This window comes from Massilia sp. FBCC-B171, assembly GCF_059134155.1.
Genome location: NZ_CP101443.1, coordinates 3,607,296 through 3,630,501 on the forward strand (window position 1 = coordinate 3,607,296; position 23,206 = coordinate 3,630,501).

Annotated in this window: 24 protein-coding genes and 1 tRNA gene; 14 read left to right on the forward strand and 11 right to left on the reverse strand. The window is 65.2% G+C overall.

Features of this window, described 5'->3' with window-relative positions; genetic code table 11:
* The first annotated feature begins 73 nt into the window (after positions 1-73).
* Together NMB41_RS16360 and NMB41_RS16365 are read left to right on the forward strand one after the other, a co-directional pair.
* Complete coding sequence (locus tag NMB41_RS16360) at positions 74-388, forward strand: BON domain-containing protein (protein WP_494378866.1); 315 nt, start codon at positions 74-76, stop codon at positions 386-388.
* Between the two features lie 21 nt (positions 389-409).
* Complete coding sequence (locus tag NMB41_RS16365) at positions 410-631, forward strand: YMGG-like glycine zipper-containing protein (protein WP_494378867.1); 222 nt, start codon at positions 410-412, stop codon at positions 629-631.
* A 147-nt stretch (positions 632-778) separates the two neighbouring features.
* Here the strand turns inward: NMB41_RS16365 and NMB41_RS16370 are convergent, their stop codons facing one another.
* Positions 779-1,510 (reverse strand): Crp/Fnr family transcriptional regulator, encoded by a 732-nt coding sequence (locus tag NMB41_RS16370; protein WP_494378868.1) that lies wholly within the window; start codon positions 1,508-1,510, stop codon positions 779-781.
* Between the two features lie 227 nt (positions 1,511-1,737).
* Between NMB41_RS16370 and NMB41_RS16375 the strand changes: the two genes are divergently transcribed.
* From NMB41_RS16375 to NMB41_RS16390, 4 genes are all read left to right on the forward strand, one after another.
* A complete protein-coding gene (locus NMB41_RS16375) occupies positions 1,738-2,472 on the forward strand; it encodes a glycine zipper 2TM domain-containing protein (RefSeq protein ID WP_494378869.1) in 735 nt (244 codons plus the stop codon).
* A 221-nt stretch (positions 2,473-2,693) separates the two neighbouring features.
* Positions 2,694-2,933: a hypothetical protein gene (locus NMB41_RS16380; RefSeq protein WP_494378870.1), complete on the forward strand. Its 240-nt coding sequence runs from the start codon at positions 2,694-2,696 to the stop codon at positions 2,931-2,933.
* 88 nt (positions 2,934-3,021) lie between these two features.
* Positions 3,022-3,168 (forward strand): lmo0937 family membrane protein, encoded by a 147-nt coding sequence (locus NMB41_RS16385; RefSeq protein ID WP_136223041.1) that lies wholly within the window; start codon positions 3,022-3,024, stop codon positions 3,166-3,168.
* 132 nt (positions 3,169-3,300) lie between these two features.
* Positions 3,301-3,969 carry a YiaD family glycine zipper/OmpA-like lipoprotein gene (locus NMB41_RS16390; RefSeq protein WP_494378871.1) on the forward strand — a complete coding sequence of 223 codons (669 nt, stop codon included), beginning with the start codon at positions 3,301-3,303 and terminating at the stop codon, positions 3,967-3,969.
* 1 nt (position 3,970) lies between these two features.
* Here the strand turns inward: NMB41_RS16390 and NMB41_RS16395 are convergent, their stop codons facing one another.
* A complete protein-coding gene (locus NMB41_RS16395) occupies positions 3,971-4,177 on the reverse strand; it encodes a hypothetical protein (protein WP_494378872.1) in 207 nt (68 codons plus the stop codon).
* On the opposite strand from NMB41_RS16395, the gene NMB41_RS16400 reads away from it, so the two are divergent.
* The 3 genes from NMB41_RS16400 to cls all read left to right on the forward strand — a co-directional run bounded on the left by NMB41_RS16400 (position 4,176) and on the right by cls (position 8,336).
* A complete protein-coding gene (locus tag NMB41_RS16400; RefSeq protein ID WP_494378873.1) occupies positions 4,176-4,643 on the forward strand; it encodes a hypothetical protein in 468 nt (155 codons plus the stop codon). The two genes, NMB41_RS16395 and NMB41_RS16400, sit on opposite strands and share 2 nt — an antisense overlap.
* 166 nt (positions 4,644-4,809) lie before the next feature.
* On the forward strand, positions 4,810-6,951 hold the full coding sequence (locus NMB41_RS16405) for a site-specific recombinase (protein WP_494378874.1): 2,142 nt from the start codon (positions 4,810-4,812) through the stop codon (positions 6,949-6,951).
* Positions 6,948-8,336, forward strand: a complete 1,389-nt coding sequence (gene cls / locus NMB41_RS16410; protein ID WP_494378875.1) for a cardiolipin synthase — start codon at positions 6,948-6,950, stop codon at positions 8,334-8,336. The genes NMB41_RS16405 and cls overlap by 4 nt, the downstream gene beginning before the upstream one ends.
* Positions 8,337-8,387: 51 nt before the next feature.
* Here the strand turns inward: cls and NMB41_RS16415 are convergent, their stop codons facing one another.
* Positions 8,388-9,224, reverse strand: coding sequence for a metallophosphoesterase family protein (locus NMB41_RS16415; protein ID WP_494378876.1), 837 nt, complete (start codon positions 9,222-9,224; stop codon positions 8,388-8,390).
* 16 nt (positions 9,225-9,240) lie between these two features.
* Complete coding sequence (locus tag NMB41_RS16420; RefSeq protein ID WP_494378877.1) at positions 9,241-9,972, reverse strand: phosphatase PAP2 family protein; 732 nt, start codon at positions 9,970-9,972, stop codon at positions 9,241-9,243.
* A gap of 133 nt (positions 9,973-10,105) precedes the next feature.
* On the opposite strand from NMB41_RS16420, the gene NMB41_RS16425 reads away from it, so the two are divergent.
* The 3 genes from NMB41_RS16425 (at position 10,106) to NMB41_RS16435 (ending at position 12,711) form a co-directional block, all read left to right on the forward strand.
* Positions 10,106-10,318: a hypothetical protein gene (locus tag NMB41_RS16425; protein ID WP_494378878.1), complete on the forward strand. Its 213-nt coding sequence runs from the start codon at positions 10,106-10,108 to the stop codon at positions 10,316-10,318.
* Between the two features lie 189 nt (positions 10,319-10,507).
* A complete protein-coding gene (locus tag NMB41_RS16430; protein WP_494378879.1) occupies positions 10,508-11,515 on the forward strand; it encodes a sulfate ABC transporter substrate-binding protein in 1,008 nt (335 codons plus the stop codon).
* A gap of 149 nt (positions 11,516-11,664) precedes the next feature.
* Positions 11,665-12,711: an SDR family oxidoreductase gene (locus tag NMB41_RS16435; protein ID WP_494378880.1), complete on the forward strand. Its 1,047-nt coding sequence runs from the start codon at positions 11,665-11,667 to the stop codon at positions 12,709-12,711.
* 102 nt (positions 12,712-12,813) lie between these two features.
* On the opposite strand, the gene NMB41_RS16440 is transcribed toward NMB41_RS16435, so the two are convergent.
* From NMB41_RS16440 to NMB41_RS16470, 7 genes are all read right to left on the reverse strand, one after another.
* A complete protein-coding gene (locus tag NMB41_RS16440; RefSeq protein WP_494378881.1) occupies positions 12,814-13,251 on the reverse strand; it encodes a hypothetical protein in 438 nt (145 codons plus the stop codon).
* Positions 13,252-13,351: 100 nt separating this feature from the next.
* Entirely contained in the window at positions 13,352-14,428 is a 1,077-nt protein-coding gene (locus NMB41_RS16445) for a porin (RefSeq protein ID WP_494378882.1), read from the reverse strand.
* Positions 14,429-14,556: 128 nt separating this feature from the next.
* Positions 14,557-16,266 (reverse strand): diguanylate cyclase domain-containing protein, encoded by a 1,710-nt coding sequence (locus NMB41_RS16450; RefSeq protein WP_494378883.1) that lies wholly within the window; start codon positions 16,264-16,266, stop codon positions 14,557-14,559.
* Positions 16,267-16,446: 180 nt separating this feature from the next.
* Complete coding sequence (locus NMB41_RS16455; protein ID WP_494378884.1) at positions 16,447-17,082, reverse strand: class I SAM-dependent rRNA methyltransferase; 636 nt, start codon at positions 17,080-17,082, stop codon at positions 16,447-16,449.
* Between the two features lie 238 nt (positions 17,083-17,320).
* Positions 17,321-17,410, reverse strand: a tRNA-Ser gene (locus tag NMB41_RS16460).
* A 52-nt stretch (positions 17,411-17,462) separates the two neighbouring features.
* Positions 17,463-19,511: a putative bifunctional diguanylate cyclase/phosphodiesterase gene (locus tag NMB41_RS16465; protein WP_494382857.1), complete on the reverse strand. Its 2,049-nt coding sequence runs from the start codon at positions 19,509-19,511 to the stop codon at positions 17,463-17,465.
* Position 19,512: 1 nt separating this feature from the next.
* Complete coding sequence (locus NMB41_RS16470) at positions 19,513-20,679, reverse strand: HDOD domain-containing protein (protein ID WP_494378885.1); 1,167 nt, start codon at positions 20,677-20,679, stop codon at positions 19,513-19,515.
* A 256-nt stretch (positions 20,680-20,935) separates the two neighbouring features.
* Here NMB41_RS16470 and NMB41_RS16475 point away from each other — a divergent pair, with 256 nt between their 5' ends.
* Positions 20,936-23,002 (forward strand): carbon starvation CstA family protein, encoded by a 2,067-nt coding sequence (locus NMB41_RS16475; RefSeq protein WP_494378886.1) that lies wholly within the window; start codon positions 20,936-20,938, stop codon positions 23,000-23,002.
* The gene (locus tag NMB41_RS16480) at positions 23,002-23,199 is read left to right on the forward strand and encodes a YbdD/YjiX family protein (protein ID WP_494378887.1); all 198 of its coding nucleotides are present in this window, start codon (positions 23,002-23,004) and stop codon (positions 23,197-23,199) included. The genes NMB41_RS16475 and NMB41_RS16480 overlap by 1 nt, the downstream gene beginning before the upstream one ends.
* Positions 23,200-23,206 lie beyond the last annotated feature (7 nt).

The following is a 23,206-nucleotide window of genomic DNA, read 5'->3' on the forward strand; positions in this document are numbered from 1 at the left end:
AACAGACTCTTCACTACGTGGGCTTTACTCTGGAGCCAACGCTGAAACAGGAACACGGCCTCAAGGAAACCGCATGACGCATTCGAAACCGGCCCTGGCCTTGCTGGCGGCCCTGATGTTCGGGGGACCACTAGCCGGCTGCGGCAGCACCGCCGGCCTGCTGGCGACAAGCCCGAAGGTGGACGATTCCACCATCACGCTTGGCGTCACGGAGGCCATCAAACGGAGCACCGAACTCGTCACCGCGGACATTGATGTCGCTACCAGCGAAGGCATTGTCCAGCTGAGCGGCTATGTCAGCTCAGCGGAAAGCGTGGCAACCGCAGCGTCGGTTGCACGGACAGTAAAGGGCGTGAGATCGGTCAGGAATGACCTGCGCCTGAAGTAAAACCCACCCAAGGAGAACAGCATGAAAAATATCAAACATCTGGCAGTGAGCGCTACCCTGGCAACCCTGGCCCTGGGCCTGACCGGTTGCTCGAGCATGTCGCATCAGGACAAAGCCACCGCAGTCGGCGCAGGCGCCGGTGCAGTGATCGGCGGCGCCCTGACCGGCGGCAGCCCTGCAGGCGTGGTCGGCGGTGCAGCTGTCGGCGGCGTGGTCGGCAACCAGGCCGGCAAGACCAACTAAATTTTCACCTTGTAGTACCGCACGGCAAACACACACACACGAAACGCCCCGCTTGCGTCCTGCGCAAGCGGGGCGTGACGTTTGTGGGGCCGGATATTCGAGTTTGCGTGTGTTCGTTGAACGCGTGGGCGGGAAGACCCGCCCACCCTACACGAATGCGCTCGACAGGGCGCTCGCGCCGGCTTCCTTGACGATCTCGTAGCAGGTACACGAGGCCGCGGCCAGCCCTTCGGCATCGAGGATCTCGATATTGCCGCGGCTGTAGATGATCAACCCCTGCTGCTGCAGCGCGCTGGCTGCCTTGGTGACGCCGACGCGGCGCACGCCCAGGGCGTGGGCCAGGAATTCGTGGGTGAGGTGGAATTTATCGGACTGCAGGCGGTCGCGCGTGATCAGGAGCGAGCGCGCCAGGCGTGCTTCGAGCACGTGGAAGCGGCTGCAGACGGCGATCTGGATGGCCTGCGCCAGCAAGGTGTCGGTGTAGCGGTACAGGACCCGCTGCAGGGCGCCGTTGCGGGCGAATTCGGTGCGAAAGGCCGCGCTGTCCATGCGGCTGGCGCTGCCGGGACGCTGCACCACGGCGCGCACCTGGGCCGATTCGTGGCCGAGGGCGACGGTGGCGCCGAGCATGCCTTCGCGTCCCACCAGGCCGACCTCGAGCGTCATGCGCCCGCCGGCCACGCCCAGCAGCGAAATGAGGCAATCGTGTGGAAAATAGATATGCTTGATCGGCTTGCCAGCCTCGCCCAGCACCTCGCCGGCCTCGACGTGAACCTGGTCGAGCATGGGCAGCACCTGGGCAAGCTCCTGCGGCGGGAGCGCGGCCAGCAGCAAATTGGCGTTGTGCTCGGCGACGTCGGGAGAAGCAGCAAAGTTCATCGAACCCTCGCAGTAAAATAAGAAGCCCGTCGGGCCCGGCAGGTGCCGGGACGCGTGACGGATACATTTGCAAACAATTTCGATCAGGTTAAATGCTCTGATAGGGGGCGTATGTTCGGTGACGCACGGAATACCTTGTTGTTCCTAGGGACAATGTTTACATCGGCAGGCAGCATGCCCGCCGCCGCGGAAAGCGTACGCCGACCGCAACTATCGGAGAACAAGCCATGAACAACATCCCCACTCCACCGGCCCGCGCCCAGCACCATCCCCTGCTCCTGCTCGCGGCGCTTGCCGTCCTGCTGTTCTGCCTGGTGGGCACCGCGGCCATCATGGGCTGGATCCCTTCCTCGATCGGCGGCAATGCGAGCCGCCAGCTGAGCGATGCCGAGCGCGCCGCGCTGGCCTCGACCATGCCGCCGGCCAGCCAGGCCGTACCGCTCGCGCCTGCCGCCAGCATGGCGCAGCTGGCGCCGCAAGGCGGCGCGTATGCGCCTGCGCCTGCCGCCCCGGCCTACCCGTCGCAGCAGCTGGCACAGGGCTATGCCGAGGAGCGTGAACCCGCCCCGGCACCGCGCACGGTGGTGAAATCGAAGCCGGTGCAGGTGGCGGCGGCCGAACCGAAATGGTGCGGCAATTGCGGCAACGTCGAATCGGTGCGCGCCATCAAGCACCGCGCCCAGGGCAGCGGCCTGGGCGCCGCGGGCGGCGCCGTCATCGGCGGCCTGCTGGGCAACCAGGTCGGCGGCGGCAGCGGCCGCCAGATTGCCACCGTGGCCGGTGCGGTCGGCGGCGCCGTGGTGGGCAACCAGGTCGAAGGCAACATGAAGGCGACCACCAGCTATGAAATCCGGGTGCGCCTGGACGACGGCACCCTGCGCACCTTCCAGCAGACGAGCCAGCCGCAATGGCGCAACGGCGACCGCGTGCGCATCGTCAAGGGCCGCCTGCGCGCTGCCTGATGCCACGGGGCCGGCAGCGCCGGCCTTCTTCGCAGTCCCCTCAAGACCCGGCCGTCCCCCAGGACCGCCGGGTCTTGATATTTTCCTCAGTGCAATGTGCGCCACCGCACGGAAATACTGTTGAGCTAGAACGACAATGGATGAGCGCCACAGAAAGCGCTCGCACGCACCGGCGTGCAGCGGCAAACGCCGCTCATCCAACTTCGTAAAAGGGGAACACCATGAACAGCCTTGCATGGATCGGCATCATCGTCTGGGGTCTGGTCGTCACGGGTTTCGGGCTTGTTTCAGCCACGCCGCTCGAGCACCCGGGTGAACTGGCGGCGCACGACGTCTTCTTCCTCGTCAGCGGGGGCCTGCTCACCTGCCTGATCGGCATCGTCGGCCTGCTCGGTTTCATGGGCTGGATCCCGGGGCTCGGCAGCACGGGCTTGCGCAGCGAACAAAAATCTCGCGCATAATGTACGCCAGCGAACGGTTGTGCTGAGCTGAAGCACCGATACTGGATTCACGGCGCCACATGGCGCAAACCCAGTGAGGAGTCTCATCATGCTCTATACCATCGCTATTGTTCTGATTGTCTTGTGGCTGCTCGGCCTGGTTACCTCGTACACCATCGGCGGCTTCATCCACATCCTGCTCGTCGTTGCCGTCATCATGATCCTGGTGCGCCTGATCAGCGGCCGCGGCATATAGCAGATCGCATGCAATTTGAAACTGGTTGTACCAACCAGGCAGCACCCGCAGTAGCCTGACCAATCCGTTTCGCGGTCGTGCCCCCTGGGCGCGCCTACGAAACGGATTTTCTTTTTTTCTAGGAGATCCACTATGCGTACTAACTTCACCAAATCCGCTGTTGCAGCCACCATCCTCGCCCTGGGCGTTTCCGGCTGTGCCGACATGAGCGCCACCCAGCGCGGCACCGCCACCGGCGCTGGCGCCGGAGCGGCCCTCGGCGCGCTCATCGGCGGAACGACCAGCGGCGGCGGCGGGAGCCGCGCTGCAAAGGGCGCCGTCATTGGCGGCGCTGCCGGCGCCGTCATCGGCAACATCTGGTCGAAGCGCATGGAGCAGCAAAAGCAGGCCATGGAACAAGCCACGCGCGGCACCGGCGTGGAAGTATCCCAGACCGCGGACAACCGCCTGAAACTGGCCATCCCGAGCGACGTGTCGTTCGACACCGGCCGTTCGGACATCAAGCCGAACTTTGCGCCTGTGCTGCAGCGTTTCGCTACCACGCTCAACGAGAATCCGGCGACGAACGTCGTCATCATCGGCCACACCGACAACACCGGCAGCCCGAGCGTCAACCAGCCGCTGTCGGTCGACCGCGCAGCGCGCACCCGCGACTACCTGTCGGGCCGTGGCGTGAATCCGGCGCGCATCACGATCGAAGGCCATGGCGAGCGCGAGCCGGTTGCAGCCAATACCGACAACGCAGGGCGCGCACGCAACCGCCGCGTCGAGATCTATGTGGCCGAACCAGGCCGTGGTTGATTCAGTTGATTAAGTAATGAACCGATAGCCAGTCATAAGCTTGTCTTATGCCCGGCAGTCGGGAAAGCCGCCCCGTGCAAACCGGGCGGCTTTTTTCATGAGCACGCGCAAATGGCAGTCGGGCTTTGTTTTCGGCGCCGCAAGACAGGTGCGTCGCGGTGGCGGGATAGTGTTGCTTCATTTCGGCAACATTTCCTTTCGCCATCATGCCCGATACCTGCGCTCCCGATTCCGCCCTGTTCGATGCCGCCGGCGACGCCCCTGCCCTCTGGCGCCCGTCCGCCGTGGCCGCCTGGAGCCTGCTGTTCACGCCCGTGTTCGGCTCCTGGCTCTTGATGCACAACTGGACCGTGCTGGGCCAGGCCAGGGCCGCGCGCAGCGCCCGGCGCTGGCTGCTGGCCAGCCTGGCGGTGCTGGTGGTGGAAGTGCTGGCCGTGGCGGTCACGGAACGCGTCCGGGGCACCACGCCGCTGGCGCAATTGATCGCCCTGGCCTGGCTGGGGCTGTGGCTGCTGGCGGCGGCGGCGCCGCAATGGCGCCTGGTGCGGCGCCGCTTCGGGCGGCGTTATGCGCGGCGGGGCTGGAATGGGGCGCTGGGCATGGCGGCCGTCGGCGGCCTCGCGTGCTGGACGGCCGGGTTCATGCTGACGAGTTTGATGTTGGCGTTTACTTGAAAACTCCCTTGCGGCGCTGGCATTTCCTTCGCCCATGAAGTCGCCGTAACCCCCTCCCGTCCCCGCCTTACCACACCGCTGCGCCATCTCCCTGCTGTGTACGCTGCCGTACCAATCCTGGCGGCCCCAGCGCGTACACTGTCGTCTACAGGGAAACGGAAATTGTATGCTTGACATTCTTGAACGCATCGACCCGCACAGCGACCGCATCGACTTGCTGATCGAGCTGGTCGATTGCTTGCGGCCGCGGCGGCGTCATCGCGACTATGCGCGCGCGGCCGTGCGCACGCTCACACAGCTGCTGCGCGGTAATCCCGCGCAGGCCTGGGCGCTGCGCAGCTATATCGTGACCCTGCTCGAAAAACGCCGCCACACCAGCCTCTACAGCGACATCGGCATCCTCTCGAACGACGGCTTCTTCACCGAACTCAAGCGCCGGATCGCCTGGCGCCTGCTGCCGCCCGCGCTCGACGACCTGTATCTGTCGGACGCGCTCGACCAGGTGCTGTATGCCGAAGAAGACCACCGCTGGATCCGCTCGGTGCCCGACGCCGACTGGCTGGCCCTGTTCGACGTCGTCGCCGACGCACCGCTGCCGCCCGACGCCGCGCCGGGCCGCGCGCGCCTGGTCACGACCATGGGCATGCTGGACGCCATCCGCACCCTGTCCTGCCGCATCTGCGCGCTGGGGCTGGAACCGCGCCTGGTGCACAGCTACAGCGAGATCGAGGATTTCGACTCGCCCTTCCTGATGCAGAATATCGAGGTCAACCAGTACCTCGACGAATACGGGCGCTTCCTGGAAGGCGGCATTGCCCATCCGGGCGACCCGCGCCACCTCCTGGTCATGCTTGACCAGTGCGACGAGGTGGTGGCCAAGATCCGCCGCAATTCGCTGTCCTTCGGCACCAGCGTGGCGCTGACCTATGTCCTGGTCGCCATCACGCAGAGCATCGAACGGCTGCACAAACTGCTGTTCCTGGTCGACGTCAGCGAGTCTGCGATCGAAGAAGCACCCGGCTTGCTGAGCGCCCCGCAGGACGCGCCCGAGGCCTTCGAGGGCGCGCCCTCCGAAAGCCGCGCGATGGTGGCCACGCCCCGCCAAGCCCAGGAGCGGCCGCCCAGCGCCCAGCGGGCGGCGGCACTGGCCCTGGCCCAGGAACTGGTCGAAGCCCACAACACCAAATACCAGGTGCGCGGCCTGTTTCGCGACAATATCCACCTGCTGGCGCGCAACGTCACCGAAAACGCCAGCCGCACCGGCGAGCATTACATCGCGGAGAGCCGCGCCCAGCTGCGCAGCATGTTCAAGGCGGCGGCCGGCGCCGGCTTCATCGTCGGCTTCATGGCGATGTTCAAGATTTTGCTGGGCTACCTGCGCGCCGCGCCCCTGGTCGAAGCCTTCCTGTTCAGCATGAACTATTCGTTAGGCTTCATGCTCGTGCACATGCTGCGCTGGACGATCGCGACCAAGCAGCCGGCCATGACGGCCCAGCGCATCGCCGCCGGCCTGCACAGCCCGGACGGACGCAGCATCGATTTCGACCGCATGGCCGAGCTCGTCAACAAGGTGTTCCGCACCCAGATCGTGGCCGTGCTCGGCAATGTGCTGCTCGCCTTCCCGACGGCGCTGCTGATTGCGATTGCCTACCAGCAGATGATGGGCAATCACCTGGTGTCGCCCGACAAGGCGCTGCACCTGCTGCACGACATCGATCCCTTCGGCACGCCGGCCCTGCTCTACGCGGCCATTGCCGGGGTCTGGCTGTTCGTGGCCGGGCTCATCTCAGGCTATTATGACAACAAGGCGCTCTACACGCGCATGGGGCAGCGGGTGCGCCAGCTGCGCTGGCTGGGAACTCTGCTCGGGATCGAGCGGCGCGACCGCCTGTCGCGCTATGTCGAAAACAATCTCGGTGGCCTGATGGGTAATTTCTTCTTCGGCATCCTGCTCGGCACCACCGGCACGGTCGGCTTCCTGCTCGGGCTGCCGCTCGACATCCGCCACGTGACCTTCTCGACGGCCAACTTCGCCACCGCCCTGGTCGGCCTCGACTACCAGATGAGCTTGCCGATGGTGGCGAATGCCGCGGCGGGGGTGGCGCTGATCGGCGCGGTCAACCTCCTGGTGAGCTTCAGCCTGGCCCTGTGGGTGGCACTGCGCGCCCGCAAGATCCAGTTCAACCGCAGCATCCTGCTGCTGCACGCACTCGGCCGGCGCTTCCTGTACGCGCCGATCGACTTCTTCATCGGGCCCCGGGATGTCGATAGCATCGACATCCCGGTCTCCACAAGGGAAAACAAATGAACAAGCAACCCGTCAAATGGTGGATCGCCGCCCTCGTGCTGGTCGGCGCGATGGCGTCCTGCCGCACCCTGCCCGACGCCGACACGCTGCCCGACACTGCGCGCAAGACCAATCCGACGATCGAGCACGCGCGCGGCCCCATGTCGAAGGGCCAGACCTCGGCGCTGCTGCAGCGGCGCTGGGCGAGCGCCACCACCGACCTGAAACAGCTGGCGGTGCTCGAAGAACAGGCCACCGGCCTGCCCCTGATCGCGGGCAACCAGGTGCAGCTCCTGTTCGACGGCCCGGCCACGATGCGCGAGATGATGGCCGCCGTGCGGGGCGCCACCGCCACGATCAACCTGGAAACCTATATCTTCGACCAGGACCCGATCGGCCTGCAGTTCGCCGAACTGCTGATGGAAAAGCGGCGCCAGGGCGTGGTCGTCAACGTCATGTACGACAGCGTCGGCACCTTCGGCACGCCCCAGGAGTTCTTCGACCGCATGAAGGCGGCCGGCATCAGCATGGTGGCCTTCAACCCGGTCAACCCGGCCAAGGCCAAGGGCGACTGGTCGATCAACAACCGCGACCACCGCAAGCTGATGGTGGTCGACGGCAAGGTTGCCTTCACCGGCGGCATCAACATCAGCAGCGACTATGCCAACAGCTCGCTGTTCCGCTCGCGCAAGAAGCCGGGCAATGTCGACAAGAACAAGATCGGCTGGCGCGACACCCACGTGAAAATCGAAGGCCCGGCCGTGGCCACGCTGCAGTGGGCCTTCATCAACGCCTGGGTGCGCCAGGAAGGCGGCGAACTGATCACCAGCGACTACTTCCCGCGCCTGGCCCCGGCCGGCGGCAAGTTCGTGCGCGTGCTCGCCACCGAGCCCGAAGGTCACTCGGAAATCTACAAGTCGCTGATGGTGGCGATCAACGAAGCCAAGAAATCGGTCCACATCACCTCGGCCTATTTCGTGCCCGACCAGCAGATCGTGGACGCCATGATCGCCGCTGCAAAACGCGGCGTCGACGTGAAACTGGTGCTGCCCGGCGTGTCCGACCACGGCCTGGTCATGTACGCGGGCCAGGCGTTCTACGACCAATTGCTGGCTGGCGGCGTGAAGATCTTCCAGTTGCAGGTGGCGGTGCTGCATGCCAAGACCGCGGTGATCGACGAAGCCTGGTCGACGATCGGCTCGGCGAATATCGACCGCCGCAGCTTCATCCACAATTACGAATTGAACGTGGTGATCATCGATCCGTCCTTCGGGCGCGAGATGGAAAGCGCCTTCAACGAAGATTTGCGCGATTCGAAACAGGTGACCCTCGAGCAATGGCGCAACCGCCCCTGGGCCGACCGGGTCAAGGAGTGGGCATCGCGTTTGACCGAGTACTGGATCTGACGTAAAAGAAGGCCGGCTTCTCGCCGGCCTTCCTGTTTCTGCTACCGGGATTTACAAGCCGGCGGCCATCATCCCCTCAGCGGCCGGCGCCCATACGTTTCCGCTGCGCAGGAATTTTTCCGTGAGAATGACGCGGAAGGTATTCGTCAGCGCATCCCAGCCATAGCGGTCGATCTCGACCCGCTCGTGCTCGATGCGCAGCAGGTTGAAGGAGTTGACTTCTCCCCTGCCCCGGGTCGAGGTTGCCGTGCCGGCCTGCACCACCAGCGCGGCATAGGCGTCGATCTGGTAGCGCGAAGCCGTGCTGGCCGCATGGCTGACGTGCATGTGCCCGGCCAGCAGCACGTCGACGCCGCATTCGGCGAAGGTCTCCATCGCCATCTCCGCGCGGTCGACCAGGTCTTTTTCCTCGAACGTGGTCGGCAGGTCGAACGGATGATGGGTGACGACGATGCGGGTGATGTGCGGGGCCAGGCCCGCGAGCTGGGTGCGGATGCCCGCCACCTGCTCCTTGTTCAGGCGCCCGTCCTTGATCGTCAGCGAGCGCGCCGTGTTCACGCCCACGACCGCGATTTCATCGTCCGTGAAAATCGGGTCGAGGTCGTCGGTGATGTAGCGCTTGAAGCGGTCGAGTGGCTTCACGAAGCGGCGGAACACGTTATACAGGGAAATGTCATGATTGCCCGGCACCACGATCTGTGGCCCCGGCAAGGTGTCGAGGAAGGCGCGCGCCTCTTCGAACTGCTCGGTGCGGGCGCGCTGGGTCAGGTCGCCCGACACCACCACGACGTTCGGCGCGATCGAATGGATCAGGTCGCGCAGCGGACCCAGCAGGGTTTGGTCGACACGTCCGAAATGCAGGTCGGACAGGTGGATGATTGTTCGCATCAGGATTCCTCGGTCATCAGTATTCGGTTTGTCGGGCACGGCCCGCCTGGCGCTGGCGCAGCGTGGCCACGCCAGTGACGCAGATCGCCAGCCAGGCACAGCCCTCGAGCATGCCGGCCAGTACGTCCGACAGATAATGGGCGCCCAGGTAGAGGCGCGAGCCGGCCACCAGCAGGACCATGGCGCAAGCGGCGATGACGATGGCGGCGCGCGCCTGCCAGCTGCGCGCACGCCGCGCCAGGTAGCAGGCCAGCACGCCGTACAGCAAGGTCGCGGCGACCGTATGGCCGCTCGGGAAGCTGTAGGTGGAGAGCGTCAGGATCGGCTCGTCGAAATGCGGGCGCGCGCGCTCGAAGGTGTGCTTCATCGCCACGTTCAGCAGCATGCCACCCGGCACTGCCGCGATCAGGGTCAGCATCCAGTGGCGGGCATCGCGCCGCACCAGCCACCAGCCGGCCAGCGCCGTCAGGCTCAAGACGCCGGGCGTGCTGTGCAGGTGCGTCACACCGAGCAGGAAATTGCGCACTAGCGCGCTGTCGTGGGCGTGCGCATGCAGCCAGGCGGCCAGGCGAAGGTCGAGCTCGGTGATCGGCGCACCATCGACGACCGCCCCGGCGATGCGCGCGAAGCCGGCCATCGCCAGCAGCAGCGCCAGCACGCCCAGCGTCAGGTGCAGGCCGAACTCCTCCTGCGGCGAAAAGCGCGCTGCGGCGAAGCGGTGCAGGCGGGTGGTCAAGGACTTGTTCATCAAACGTGGACCATGGCAAAAAAACTACAGTTGAAATTTTTTACTGGTGTTATGTACAGTAACTGTGGATTTATACAGTGGTTATGCTATCCTGTTTTCACTGACCAACATAAATCAAACAAGGGAAACGTCAATGACCACTCTGAACAACTCTTTCGGCCTGGAATACGCTCCTGCACCTTTTCTTATGCGCATCGGACGCCGCGAAATCCTGATCACCCGTGACTTCCGCAAACGCTTCTACCCGATCAACCCGATCATGGAATGCGATACCGGCATCGAGGCTGGCCACGTCGAAGTCTTACTTTTCGGCCGCTGGTTGTTGATCCTGTCGAAAGCACACTGAGCTTTGGCATCAGCGGGCATGCGCTGGCACAACGCCAGTATCGCCCGGCTGGCGGCTTATCGCCAACGCGCACGCTCCAGGCGCCACGGTTGAAAATCGCATAACCATAGCTGAAATCATTCGTTTTCTTCGGATGAGCGGAGCAATACCCTAGTGGTAACCCTGTTCTAACTCATCCGAAAGAAACGTATGTTCAAGAAACTTGCTCAATCGCTGGTAGCCGTTGCGCTGCTGGCCCAGTCCGCCGCATTTGCGGCCGACGTCACGCTGCTCAATGTCTCATACGACCCGACGCGCGAGCTGTACCAGGATTTCGACAAGGCCTTCGCCAAGCACTGGAAGGCCAAGACGGGCGACGACGTCACCGTGCGTCAATCTCACGGCGGCTCGGGCAAGCAGGCGCGCGCGGTGATCGACGGCTTGACGGCTGACGTTGTCACCTTGGCACTGGCTTACGACATCGATGCTATCAGCGAACGCGGCCTTATCGCGCACAACTGGCAGGATCGCCTGAAGAACCGCAGCGCGCCTTACACCTCGACCATCGTGTTCCTGGTGCGTAAAGGCAATCCGAAAGGCATCAAGGACTGGGGCGACCTGGTCAAGCCGGGCGTTTCGGTGATCACCCCGAACCCGAAAACCTCGGGCGGCGCACGCTGGAACCACCTGGCAGCCTGGGGCTATGCCCTGCGCCAGCCGGGCGGCAGCGAAGCGACGGCACGCGAATTCATCAACAAGCTGTATAAAAACGTGCCGGTGCTCGACTCGGGCGCGCGCGGCGCCACCACGACCTTCGTCGAACGCGGCATCGGCGACGTGCTGCTGGCCTGGGAAAACGAAGCACTGCTGGCCCTGCGCGAACTGGGCCCGGGCAAGTTCGAGATCGTCGCGCCGTCGGTGAGCATCCTGGCCGAGCCGCCGGTGGCCGTGGTCGACAAGGTGGCCGACAAGCGCGGCACCCGTCCGGTAGCCCAGGCTTACCTGGAATACCTGTACAGCGACGAAGGCCAGGACATCATCGCCAAGAACTACTACCGTCCATCGGTCGAGAAGTTTTCGCGCAAGTACGCCTCGCAATTCCCGAACATCAAACTGTTCACCCTCGACCAGGTGGCCGGCAACTGGACCACTGCCCAGAAAGCCCACTTTGCCGATGGCGGCGTGTTCGACCAGGTGTACAACCCAAGCAAAAAATGACTTGAAATCGGCGCCATGGCCACGACTGTAGTTCATTCGATCGATGCAATTCGATCAGCTGGACTTACAGCGCGTGGCCTGCTCCCTGTACGCCCCGAGCGCGAACAGGGAGCGGTCCTTCCCGAACCTGCCCGTGGAAAGGAAGCCTCATGTCAGCCAAGCTTCGCAACATCAATGAACAGGTAATCGTCATCACCGGTGCCAGCAGCGGCATCGGCTTGACCACCGCCCGCATGGCCGCCGAACAGGGCGCCAAACTCGTCCTCGCCGCGCGCAATGGCGAGGCTCTCGACCAGCTTGCCAGCGAACTGCGGCGCCAGGGTTGCCAGGTGGCGACCGTCGTTGCCGACGTCGGCAACGCGCAAGACGTCGAGCGCATCGGCCAGACCGCCCTCGAGCGCTACGGCCGCATCGATACCTGGGTCAACAATGCCGGCGTCGGCACTTTCGGACGCCTCGAAGACGTGCCGCTGGAAGACCACCAGCGCCTGTTCCAGACCAATTTTTGGGGCGTGGTAAATGGCTCGCTGGAGGCGGTAAAGCGCATGAAACAGCGCGGCGGCGGCGCCCTCATCAATGTCGGCAGCGAAGTCTCGGATGCCCCGATTCCCCTGCAAGGCATGTATTCGGCCTCGAAGCACGCCGTGAAAGCGTTTACGGAATCGCTGCGCATGGAATTGCAGAAAGAAGAGGCGCCGATTTCGGTCACCCTGATCAAGCCGGCCGCGATCGATACCATGTTCGCCGTGCACGCCAAGAACTACATGGAGAAGGAAGCGGCCTTGCCGGCGCCGGTCTACGCGCCCGACATCGTGGCCAAGGCCATCCTGCATTGCGCACGCCATCCGAAGCGCGAAGTGTACGTCGGCGGCGCGTCGAAACTAGTCTCCGCCGGCCACGCCCACATGCCGCGCCTGCTCGACCGCTATGTGCGCGCCACCATGTTCAGCCAGCAAAAATCGAAATTCGACAAGATGCCCGGCCGTCCCGACGCCCTGCACGCGCCGGATCCGTCCAACGCCCTGCGCGAGCGCCAGGGCGTGACCGAGCGCAGCGTCAAGGAAACCTCGGCCTACACCACCCTCAGCCTGAACGCCAAGCCGCTGTGGACCGCCCTGCTCGGCGGCGGCGCCCTGTTCGCGGCCTGGAAACTGGCCCGGCCGCAGATGGCACGCCGGCGCCTCGGCCACCTGTAAGCCAGAGGGAGGGACGAAAAAAGGGCGCGCAAGAGTTGCGCGCCTTTTTACTGGCCGTCACCGGCTCCGGTAAACGCGCCCTTCAAGCGGCGCGCACCACCCTTATTTCTTGTCGTCGGCGCCGATCGGCGGCCGGCTGGCCAGGAAGTCGGTGTCTTCTTCCGTCAGCGGCAGGTCGGGAATCGATTCGATGCGGTCGGTGTCGATGTCGGCGCCATCCTTGACCACCGTATCGCGGCCCGCGGAGGCGCGCTCGCCGGTGCCGCCTACGTCGCTGTCGCTGGAAAAATTGGCATCGCCGACGTCAGGTCCGGCGGTGTCGCCGGCGTGGCTCATTTCCATGTCGGATGTCGTGCCTTCGTCCAGGTGCAGCACCTGGTCGTCGTCGAGGTTGGTCGAGAAGCCCGGGCCGCCGACCACGTCGCTGCCGGTGTCGGACGTGTCGCTCGGACCCAGCGAATCGATGCCATGGCCCTTGCCAAGGCTGCGGTCTGGACTTTCCGGAAAGTTGTCCGGATCAAGGGTGCTAATACCAGTCATGATGCCTCCGTGAAGATGGTTGTCGGATAGTTCAGAGATAGTGTCAGGCTACAGGCAATTGCCCGCGCGCGTCGCAGCGCAGGCCCGGCGTCGCGACGCATCAAAACGCGTGGCGCATGCCGATGTTAATGGCCGAATTGCCGCTGCCGCGCTCGCTGGCGTTGCCGACCGTATAACGGGCGCCGTTGCGGTTCTTGATGTGCGAATAGGCGGCATAGAAATCGGTGCGGCGCGAGATCGCATGGCTGGCGCCCAAGGCCACCTGGTTGGCGTCCTGGTTGGCCAGGTCGCGGTCGTCCTTGCAGATATAGGAAGCAAGCAGGGTCGTGCCCTGGCCGAGGGGGACCGCCAGGCCGAACAGGCCGTCGCGGCTGTTGCTCGATGCGGTGCGCGCCAGTCCCGCCGCGGCATACGGATTGTCGGGATTGAACAGGGGCGAGCCGCCCCAGCCACGGCTCAGGCTGTAAGCGGCGTAGGCCGTGCCCCAACCCAGGCGCAGGTTCGCTGCCAGGATGGAATTGCGCGCCACGGTGTCGTTGCTGGTCTTGCTGTTGAGCTGGACACGCACGGCGTTCTGGTTCTGGTGGGCGGCGCGCACCGTCAGCGGCCCCGCCTCGATGCCGACCGTCATGCCCCAGGCGCGGCCTGCCGGCGAGGTGTCGACTTTTTCCTTGAACGAATACGAGGCGCCGGCCGACACGCCGCGCCTGAGTGCGCCGTAATACTGGACGCTGTTGTCGGCGCGGCGTCCGCCGCCGATCAGGTTGCTTGCACTGCCCGCCATGCCGCCCTTGAACGGGTCGCCGACATCGGTCAGTGCCAGGTATTGGAGGTTGTACTGGCGTCCAACGGTCACGGCGCCGTATTCGCCGGCCAGGCCGACATAGGCCTGGCGCCCGAACACGCGATCGTCCGGGGCGCTGCGGCCGGTATCGAGCCGCACGCCGCTCTCGAGCGCGAAGATGGCTTCCACATTGCCGATCGGCTCGCGGCCCTGGATGCCGACATACGATTCGGATGCCAGTCCGCTGCCGACCTGGGTGGCACAGGTACCGGCGCAACCTTTCTGGCCAACGACGCCGGCGTCGATCACGCCATACGTCGTGACGCCGCCCTGCGCACAGGCAACCGCGGCACTTCCTCCCAGCACTGCAAATGTGACTAACGACTTAAGCATCGGCGTATCCTCTCTACGCCTCTACATTACCCCGCCCAGACAGCTTCATCTGTCGAATGTCGCACATACCGCTGACTAGTTAGGCTCGTCTTTATGTAGGCAAATTCTGACGTTTCGAAAAAGTAACCTTATGCTGCCAGCGCAACTGTGTTCTTGCCGCCACGTTTCGCGGCGTACATGGCGCAATCGGCGCGGGCCAGCCAGGTGTCCAGATCGTGCGCATCGCCCGGCAGGTGCAGTGCCACGCCGATGCTGGCGCCGACGCTCACGGTGGCGCGCTTGAGGGTGTAGGGACTGCGCAGCGCTCCCAGCAGATTGTCGGCTTTCTCATAGGCGTCATCGGCATCGCCCAGGCTCTCGAGCACCACCACGAATTCGTCGCCGGCCAGGCGAGCGACCAGGTCGGTCTTGCGCACGGCGTCGAGCAGCCGGGCGCCGAACTGGCGCAGCAGCTCGTCGCCTTCCTCGTGGCCATGGGTATCGTTGACGCTTTTGAAGCCGTCCATGTCGAGGAACAGCAAGGCGCAGGGCTTGTGGGCGCGCGCGGCGCGGTGCATGGCGTCGGGCAAGGTCTGCATCAGGGCGCGCCGGTTCGGCAGTCCCGTCAGGGCGTCGTGCAGCAGCAAGGCCTGCAGTTCGGCGGTGCGCGCGGCGACCGTGCTCTCTAACTGGTGGTTCATCGTCTCGAGCGCGCTGCGGTGTTCTTCCTCGCTGCGCACCAGTTCGCGCATCGCGCGCGACAATACCTGTGCCTCATGGAAGCCGTCGACCACCGGAATGTCGGCGGCCCGCCCGCCGCGGCGCGTGGTTTCGACCGCCTGCTCGATCGCGCCGCCGAGCGCATCCATCGGCCGCGTCAGGCGGCGCGCCAGCAAGGCTGCGCAGCCGGCCAGCACGATCGCCATCAGCACGCTCAGCCAGATCATGCGCCGCTCCAGCACGCGCGCCCCGGCCAGCGCCGCATCCTCGGTGTGGCGCACCAGCACCGCCCAGCGCAGCGTCGACGGATCGCCGTCGGTACCGGTGCGGCTGTAGCCGGTCAGGTAGACCTTGCCGTCCGCTGCCTCCTCGCGCAGCGAACCGGTACCCCCTGCCAGGGCCAGGCGCAGGCTCGGGCTATCGATCTTCTTCTCGACCAGCTCCTCCGGTCCCAGTAGCACGGTGCCGTCGGCGCGCACCACCAGCACCTCGGCGCCGTATTCGCGCAAGGCGGGCGTGAGCAGCTGGCGCGCGCGGTTGCGCACCCATTGCCAGCTCATGTGCACCCCCACCACGCCATGCACGGCGCCGTCGTCGCCGGCCAGCGGCGCCGACATGTCGATGAAGCGCCACGGATCGCTCGCTTTCGGCAGCAGCTTGTTCAGCAGCAGGGCCGGGTGGTAATCGGTCGCGTGCGCGCCCTTCAGGCCGGTCTGGAACCAGGGCCGGGCATCGACCTGCGCGCCTTCGAGCATTTGCCCGGTGGCCACCCTCACCTTGCCTCGCGCATCGGCCACGCCGATCCAGGCGTAGTCGGCCACCGCGCGCTGGAGCGATTCGAGCACGCGGCGGGTTTCCTCGGGTTTTTCGTAAGAGCGAACCTGGGGCAATTCGGACAGCAGCTTGACCGTCACGATCGCGTTGCTCGTCACCCGGTTGAGCGCATCGCGCATTTGCCAGGACAGCTGCTGCAGGCGCAGCTGCGCTTCCGTGCGTGCCTGCTTGTGCGCGAAATGGCTGACCAGGGCAAGGTGCAGCAAGACCGTCAGGGTGACGGCGATGCTGACGGTCAGCATGGTAATGGTCGCCAGGCGCAGGGGACGTCGCGTCGCCTCGGGGGCGCGAACCGGGTTCTTCATGCGGTGAATTCGTCGAAAGAATCGGACATGATAGCCATGAGCACTTGTCCGAACAATAAAATTGTGCCCGAAGGCACTAATTGTCTACGAATTCGACGAAAGCGCATTGAGGATGCCAGCAAAGCAACAATGGGTGTCGCGCGCGGCGAAGCGATGTCACAAATAGCGAAGCAAGGCGGCTCAACGCGGGTAAGTAAACCCGGTGCGGATATCCATCGGCGCCAGCCGTTTTCCCTCGCGCACCATCAGCTTCTGGGGCGGCTCCTCGCCGGCGAGCGCGCGTGAGAAGACGGCCAGCCCCTCGCCCTGGCGCAGCAGCTCGTCGCAGCGTTCGTACACATTCGGGCAACCGGTTTCCTTCAGCAGCGCCTGCACGACTGCCACCTTCCACAGCTCGACGCCGGCCGCGTTGAACTGGCAGACCAGGTAGCCTTCCCGGCCGCCGTAGCTGTGCACCAGCAGGCCCGGCAAGCCGTCCTTTTCGCCGTCGACCAGCTGGAACAGTTCCTGCGGATCGGCAGTGACCCAGGGGCCGGTCCGGCGCTGCAGGGCGGCCTGGACGCGGCGCTTGATCAGCGCGTGGTCGATCGGTTCGTCTTCGCGCAGGGTCCAGACGCGGGCGGCGATCTGGGATTTGGCGTTGTAGGCGGCGCGGGCGAGGAACTGGCGGGAAGAAGACTGGATCGTGGCGGTGGCGCCGGGTTTCTTCAGCTCTTGCGGTTTGCCGTCGATGCGTTCGATGGCGGAGAGGTAGATCCAGGGGTCGCCGGCGAGGATGGACTTTTCTTTGCCTTGTTTGATGGTGATGATGAGCATGTTTGGCTTTCGGTTTTCTGGGCTGGATAATACAGCAGGCCGCTACTGCCTGATCAGAGGTAGAACGCGCGCCTGCGGCGGCGCGGGGCTGCCCGCTGCGCGGGCAGCAGATGGGCGATTCGGAGAGGGCTGGGCAAGTATGCCCAGCCCTTCGATTCTCACACGGGGAGCGCGCAGGCGCTCCCCTCGCTTCCGACAGGCAACAAAAAACCGCCCAAGGGGCGGTTTCTTTGTTTCCTGGCGGAAGCGGTGAGATTCGAACTCACGAACGGGTTCCCCCGTCGGCAGTTTTCAAGACTGCTGCCTTCAACCACTCGGCCACGCTTCCTGAAGTCCGGCATTATACATAAATCATTCTATGGAGGGCAGGCAATCGCCCCCTACTCCACCAGCAGCCAGTTGTCGCGCAGCCCCTGTTCGAACCTCGCCGCCGGCAGCGGCGCCGCGTACAGGTAACCCTGCACCTCGTCGCAGCCCGACTCGCGCAGGAATGCGAGCTGTTCCAGCGTCTCGACGCCCTCGGCGATCACGCGGTGCCCAAGCTGGCGGCCGATGCTGATGATGGTGCTGGCAATCGCGCAGTCGCTGGCGTCCAGCGGAATGCCGGTCGTGAACGAGCGGTCGATTTTCAGGGTGTGGATCGGGAAGCGCTTCAGGTAGGAGAGGCTCGAGTAACCCGTGCCGAAGTCGTCCAGCGAGAGCGCGACGCCCAGCGCATTGATGCGGTCCATGATGCCGATCACGCGGTCGATGTCGTGCATCAGCGTGCTCTCGGTGATTTCCAGCTCGAGCCAGCAGGCGTCCAGTTCGTAGCGCGCCAGGGTGGCGGCCACGCGGGTCGGCAGCGACTCGGTGAATTCGCGTGCCGAGACGTTCACGGCCAGGCGGAACGGGCGCAAGCCGGCGCGCTGCCAGACCGCGGCCTGGGCGCAGGCCTGCTCCAGCACCCATTCGCCGACCTGCACGATCAGGCCCGTCGTTTCGGCCAGCGGGATGAATTCGATCGGCGGCACCAGGCCGCGCTCCGGATGGTTCCAGCGTACCAGCGCTTCGGCGCCGATCAGGCGGTCGCTGCCGATCTCGAACTTCGGCTGGTAGTACAGCAGCAGTTCGCCGTGGCCGAGCGCGTGGCGCAGGCCGGATTCGATGCGCATGCGCTCGTGCATGCCCTGGTTCATGTCGAAGCTGTAGAAGGCGACGCTGTGGTCCGGGTTGGCATGGCCTTGCTTGGCGCGCGCCATGGCGATGTCGGCGTTGCGCAGCAGCGTGTCGGCTTCCATTCCATCCTGCGGGAAGACGCTGATGCCGACGCTGGCGCCCACGCGCAGGTCGTGGCCTTCGATCAGGAAGGGGGCGTCGAGCGCGCACTGCAGCTTCTGGGCCACGGTGGTGGCCTCGAAGTGCTGGCGGATGTCGAACAGGCCGACCGCGAATTCGTCGCCGGCCAGGTGGCCCACCACGTCCTCTTCGCGCAGGGTGGCGCGAAAGCGCGCCGCGACCTGGCGCAGCAGTTCGTCGCCGATGCGCCGTCCCAGGGTGTCGTTGACCATCTTGAAGCGGTTCAGGTCGATGAACAGCACGCAGCCGGTGGCGACGTTCCTCTGCGCGACCATCAGCGCCTGGTCGACCAGGCGCGCGAACAGGGTGCGGTTCGGCAGGCTGGTCAGCTCGTTGTAATAGGCCAGGTGGTGCAGCCGCTCCTCGGCCTGTTTGCGCTCGGTGATGTCGGTCAGGTAGGCGATCAGGCCGACCGGGCGTTCTTCCAGGTCGCGCAGCGGCGTGAGCGACAGGCTGGCCCAGAAGACCTCGCCCGATTTCTTCCGGCGCTGCACTTCCATCATGCGCCCGCCGCCTGCGGCAAAGCCGTCCGGCAGGCTCTCGTCCTCGTCGACATACAGGAACAGGATGCTCTGTCCCACTGCCTCGAGCGACGAATAGCCGAACAGGCGTTCGGCGCCGCCGTTCCAGCTGGTGATGTAGCCCATCAGGTCGAGCGTAAGCACCGACTCGTGGATCTGGTCGAGGATTTGCGACTGCTGCGCCAGTTGCGCTTCGATGCCGGCATAGGCGTGGGTCGCGCGGCGCGCCAGCGAGTGCACCTGCAGCAGCGTGCCGGTCAGCGTGGCGAGACCGGCCAGCTTGCGCCGGTCTTCGTCGTCATAGCCGCCGCGCCCGCTGACCTCATAGCAGCCATGGTAGGCGCCGTCGGTATGGATCTCCTGCACCAGCATGCCCGGCGGCGCGGCGCAGGGTTCGGCGCCGTTCGGCGCCAGCGGGTCGACCGGCACATAGCGCCCTTCAGGGCAGGCCAGCAAGGCGCGCGCGATGCGGCCCAGTTCCGCCGCCAGCGCGTCGCCGCGCAGGCGCATGACGGCCTGGCTCAGCGCGGCGCTGCAGGCGACGAAATCGTGGGTAGGCAAGGCCAGCACGTCAGACATTGCGGCCCACCTGGATTGCCCAGTGATGCGCGTGCAGCTGGCTGTCCCACCAGGTGGCGGCGTCGACCTGGGCGCGTATCAGGGCCGCGGCGTCGGGGCCGCGCTCGGTCAGCAGCAGGCGCTGGCCCAGCACGCCTTCGCGCGCCAGCAAGGCGCCCGTCACCGCGTCGGGCAGCTGCAGGTTGGCCAGGATCTCGCGCATCGGCATGCCGAGCAGGCGGTCGAGCAGGGAAAAGGCGCCGGTCATGAAGGCCAGGTCCTGCGCATCGCGCTCGCCGCCCTCGCGCTTGCACAGCATCTCGAGCTGGCCGGCGCGCAGGGCCGCCAGCGGCAGCAGCAGGTTCGGCAGGCCGTCGGCGCTGCTCCTCGCATACAGCAGCAGCTGCAGCCAGCGCTGCAGCTGGCGCCGGCCAAGGACCGCAATTGCCTGGGCATAGCCGGTGATCGTGGTGTTGACGGCAAACGCGGCCGAATTGACCAGCTTGAGCAAGTGGTAGGACAGCGCCGGATCCTGCTTGAGCAGGAGTTCGATTTCGCGCGAATCGGCGTCGGTGGCGAGCAGGGCCAGGAGGCCCAGGATGCGGCGGCGCGAAGTGCCGTCCTGTGCATGCTGGCCGCTTTCCATGGCCAGCGGATAGTCGCCGCTGAACCAGCTGAAGCCGGCGCGCATGCATTCCACCAGGCGGGCCGCGCTGTCGACGCCATGCGCCAGGTGCGGGCCGTACAGCGCCAGCAGGCTTCCCGCGGGCGGCGCGGCTTCGCGGCAGTCCTGCGAGACGGCGCGCAGCTGGGCCGGACGCGCCACGCCAGGCGGCAGCACGCCGTCGAGCATCACGCGGTAGCCGGCATCATGCAGGGCGGCCAGGCGCTGGGCCGTGCCCTCCTGCGCCAGCGCGGCGGCGGTAAAGCTCAATACGACCCGGTTCGGCGGCAGCAGGCCGAGTAGATTGGGCGTGAGCAGGGCCGGGTCGGCCAGCAGCAGCACGCAGTCGAGGGGGGCGACCGCCGCCAGCAAGTCGGGGGTGCCGAACAGCGCCGGCACCAGTTCGGGCAGGCTGCCGTCCATCATCTCCATGCGCAGCGCCACCCACTCGTTCTGGCCATTGGCCACCGCGTGCATGCGCACCAACGGGAGGGTTGTAAGGTCCAGCAAGGCCATTGGCGTCTTCGTTGGTAGGTAGTCGGACAATATTAGTCGACCAGATAATCAAATGCAATGAGAATGTTTCCATATGGATACATTTACCAAGGGATAATACGTAGTTATTTTGCTACTACCGGCGGTTAGAATCATGCGCTTGCCGTTCCCATAATAGGGCAAGATACGGGTCGGATTCCCCTTTGTCCATGCAGGCGTTCTCGTCAGCGTGGGTGGATGCGCCGCACCCTTTCGCATAACGACTTAAGGAGCCACCATGAAAAGCCTCGGAAATCGACTCGGCTGGGCGGCGCTCTCACTCCTCGGCGCAGGTGCGCTCGCTTACGTAGCCCTGCGCCGCGGCGAGTCCATCAACGCCGTCTGGGTGGTTGCCGCTGCCGTCTGCGTCTACCTGATCGCCTACCGTTTCTACAGCCTCTACATCGCCACGAAGGTGATGGGGCTCGACCCCGCCCGCCAGACCCCCGCCTACAAGTACAACGACGGCCTCGACTACGTGCCGACGAATAAATATGTGCTGTTCGGCCACCACTTCGCCGCCATTGCCGGCGCCGGCCCGCTGGTCGGTCCCGTGCTGGCGGCCCAGATGGGCTACCTGCCGGGCATGATGTGGATCCTCGCCGGCGTCGTCTTCGCCGGCGCGGTGCAGGACTTCATCGTCCTGTTCATGTCGATGCGCCGCGACGGCCGCTCGCTGGGCGAACTGATCAAGTCGGAAATGGGCGAGATCCCGGGCATCATCGCCCTGTTCGGCACCTTCATGATCATGGTCATCATCCTCGCTGTGCTGGCGCTGATCGTCGTGAAAGCCCTGACCGGCTCGCCATGGGGCAGCTTCACCGTGATGGCGACGATCCCGATCGCGCTGTTCATGGGCATTTATTCCCGCTACATCCGCGTCGGGCGCATCGGCGAAATTTCCTTCATCGGCTTCATCCTGCTCATGCTCGCCATCGTCGCCGGCCAGTGGGTGCACGATTCGCCCGTGCTCGGCCCGATGTTCACCTTCACCGGCACCGAGCTGACCTGGATGCTGATCGGCTACGGCTTCGTCGCTTCCGTGATCCCGGTCTGGCTGCTGCTGGCACCGCGCGACTACCTGTCGACTTTCCTGAAAATCGGCACCATCGTGGCGCTGGCCATCGGCATCCTGCTGGTCGCCCCGCACATGCAGATGCCTGCCGTGACGCGCTTCGTCGACGGCTCGGGACCGGTCTGGTCGGGCAACCTGTTCCCCTTCCTGTTCATTACCATCGCCTGCGGCGCCGTGTCGGGCTTCCATGCGCTGATCGCCTCGGGCACCTCGCCCAAGATGATCGAGAACGAAACCCACGCCCGCTTCATCGGCTACGGTGCGATGCTGATGGAATCGTTTGTGGCCATCATGGCGCTGGTCGCCGCATCGACCATCGACCCGGGCATCTATTTTGCGATGAACGCGCCGGCGGCGCTGCTCGGTACCACGGCTGAATCGGCCGCCGCTGCCGTCTCGAGCTGGGGCTTCGTGATCACTCCCGACGCCCTGACCCAGATGGCCAAGGACGTTGGCGAGCACAGCATCATTTCGCGTGCCGGCGGCGCCCCGACGCTGGCGGTCGGCATGGCCAATATCCTGTCGAACGTCATCGGCGGCAAGGCGATGATGGCCTTCTGGTACCACTTCGCGATCCTGTTCGAGGCGCTGTTCATCCTGACCGCGGTCGATGCCGGCACCCGTGCGGGCCGCTTCATGCTGCAGGACCTGCTGGGCGCCTTCGTGCCCTCGCTGAAACGCACCGAATCGCTCCCGGCCAACTTGCTGGCCACGGGCCTGTGCGTCGCCGCCTGGGGCTATTTCCTGTACCAGGGCGTGGTCGATCCGCTGGGCGGCATCAATACCCTGTGGCCGCTGTTCGGCATCGCCAACCAGATGCTGGCCGGTATCGCGCTGATGCTGGGCACCGTCGTGCTGTTCAAGATGAAGCGCGGCAAATACGCCTTCGTCACCGTCATCCCGACCATCTGGCTGCTGATCTGCACCCTGACGGCGGGCTGGCAAAAGATCTTCCACGAAAACGTGAAGGTCGGCTTCGTGGCACATGCCCAGAAGTTCCAGGCCGCCCTGGATGCGGGCGAGGTGCTGGCGCCGGCCAAGTCGCTCGACCAGATGCGCCGCATCATCTTCAACGATTATGTCGACGCCACGCTGGCCGGCTTCTTCATGGTGGTCGTCCTCGCGGTGCTGTACTACGGCATCCGCACGGTGATCAATGCGCGCAACAGCGCCAGCCCGACGGTGAAGGAATCGCCCTTCGTCGCCGCGCCTTCGCCCCAGGTGCCGTAATGTTCTCCACCCTCGCCCAGGCCGGCCGTTATCTCGGGCAAAGCATGCGCCTGATGGTCGGCCTGCCTGAGTACGACACCTACCTGGCGCACATGGAGCGCGAGCATCCGGACAAGACGGCGATGACCTACGAGGAGTTTTTCCGCGAGCGCCAGGAAGCGCGCTACGGTTCCGGGCGCAGTGGCGGCTGTTGTTGACGGGAGG

Excerpts from the sequence above, each read along its gene's own strand:
- NMB41_RS16370 (WP_494378868.1), bottom strand. The coding sequence starts at position 1,510 with ATGAACTTTGCTGCTTCTCCCGACGTCGCCGAGCACAACGCCAATTTG.
- NMB41_RS16440 (WP_494378881.1), bottom strand. The coding sequence starts at position 13,251 with ATGACTGGTATTAGCACCCTTGATCCGGACAACTTTCCGGAAAGTCCA.
- NMB41_RS16450 (WP_494378883.1), bottom strand. The coding sequence starts at position 16,266 with ATGAAGAACCCGGTTCGCGCCCCCGAGGCGACGCGACGTCCCCTGCGC.
- NMB41_RS16390 (WP_494378871.1), top strand. The coding sequence starts at position 3,301 with ATGCGTACTAACTTCACCAAATCCGCTGTTGCAGCCACCATCCTCGCC.
- cls (WP_494378875.1), top strand. The coding sequence starts at position 6,948 with ATGAACAAGCAACCCGTCAAATGGTGGATCGCCGCCCTCGTGCTGGTC.
- NMB41_RS16445 (WP_494378882.1), bottom strand. The coding sequence starts at position 14,428 with ATGCTTAAGTCGTTAGTCACATTTGCAGTGCTGGGAGGAAGTGCCGCG.
- NMB41_RS16435 (WP_494378880.1), top strand. The coding sequence starts at position 11,665 with ATGTCAGCCAAGCTTCGCAACATCAATGAACAGGTAATCGTCATCACC.
- NMB41_RS16480 (WP_494378887.1), top strand. The coding sequence starts at position 23,002 with ATGTTCTCCACCCTCGCCCAGGCCGGCCGTTATCTCGGGCAAAGCATG.
- NMB41_RS16375 (WP_494378869.1), top strand. The coding sequence starts at position 1,738 with ATGAACAACATCCCCACTCCACCGGCCCGCGCCCAGCACCATCCCCTG.
- NMB41_RS16470 (WP_494378885.1), bottom strand. The coding sequence starts at position 20,679 with ATGGCCTTGCTGGACCTTACAACCCTCCCGTTGGTGCGCATGCACGCG.
- NMB41_RS16420 (WP_494378877.1), bottom strand. The coding sequence starts at position 9,972 with ATGAACAAGTCCTTGACCACCCGCCTGCACCGCTTCGCCGCAGCGCGC.
- NMB41_RS16380 (WP_494378870.1), top strand. The coding sequence starts at position 2,694 with ATGAACAGCCTTGCATGGATCGGCATCATCGTCTGGGGTCTGGTCGTC.
- NMB41_RS16430 (WP_494378879.1), top strand. The coding sequence starts at position 10,508 with ATGTTCAAGAAACTTGCTCAATCGCTGGTAGCCGTTGCGCTGCTGGCC.
- NMB41_RS16395 (WP_494378872.1), bottom strand. The coding sequence starts at position 4,177 with ATGATGGCGAAAGGAAATGTTGCCGAAATGAAGCAACACTATCCCGCC.
- NMB41_RS16405 (WP_494378874.1), top strand. The coding sequence starts at position 4,810 with ATGCTTGACATTCTTGAACGCATCGACCCGCACAGCGACCGCATCGAC.
- NMB41_RS16400 (WP_494378873.1), top strand. The coding sequence starts at position 4,176 with ATGCCCGATACCTGCGCTCCCGATTCCGCCCTGTTCGATGCCGCCGGC.
- NMB41_RS16415 (WP_494378876.1), bottom strand. The coding sequence starts at position 9,224 with ATGCGAACAATCATCCACCTGTCCGACCTGCATTTCGGACGTGTCGAC.
- NMB41_RS16425 (WP_494378878.1), top strand. The coding sequence starts at position 10,106 with ATGACCACTCTGAACAACTCTTTCGGCCTGGAATACGCTCCTGCACCT.
- NMB41_RS16475 (WP_494378886.1), top strand. The coding sequence starts at position 20,936 with ATGAAAAGCCTCGGAAATCGACTCGGCTGGGCGGCGCTCTCACTCCTC.
- NMB41_RS16365 (WP_494378867.1), top strand. The coding sequence starts at position 410 with ATGAAAAATATCAAACATCTGGCAGTGAGCGCTACCCTGGCAACCCTG.
- NMB41_RS16360 (WP_494378866.1), top strand. The coding sequence starts at position 74 with ATGACGCATTCGAAACCGGCCCTGGCCTTGCTGGCGGCCCTGATGTTC.
- NMB41_RS16385 (WP_136223041.1), top strand. The coding sequence starts at position 3,022 with ATGCTCTATACCATCGCTATTGTTCTGATTGTCTTGTGGCTGCTCGGC.
- NMB41_RS16455 (WP_494378884.1), bottom strand. The coding sequence starts at position 17,082 with ATGCTCATCATCACCATCAAACAAGGCAAAGAAAAGTCCATCCTCGCC.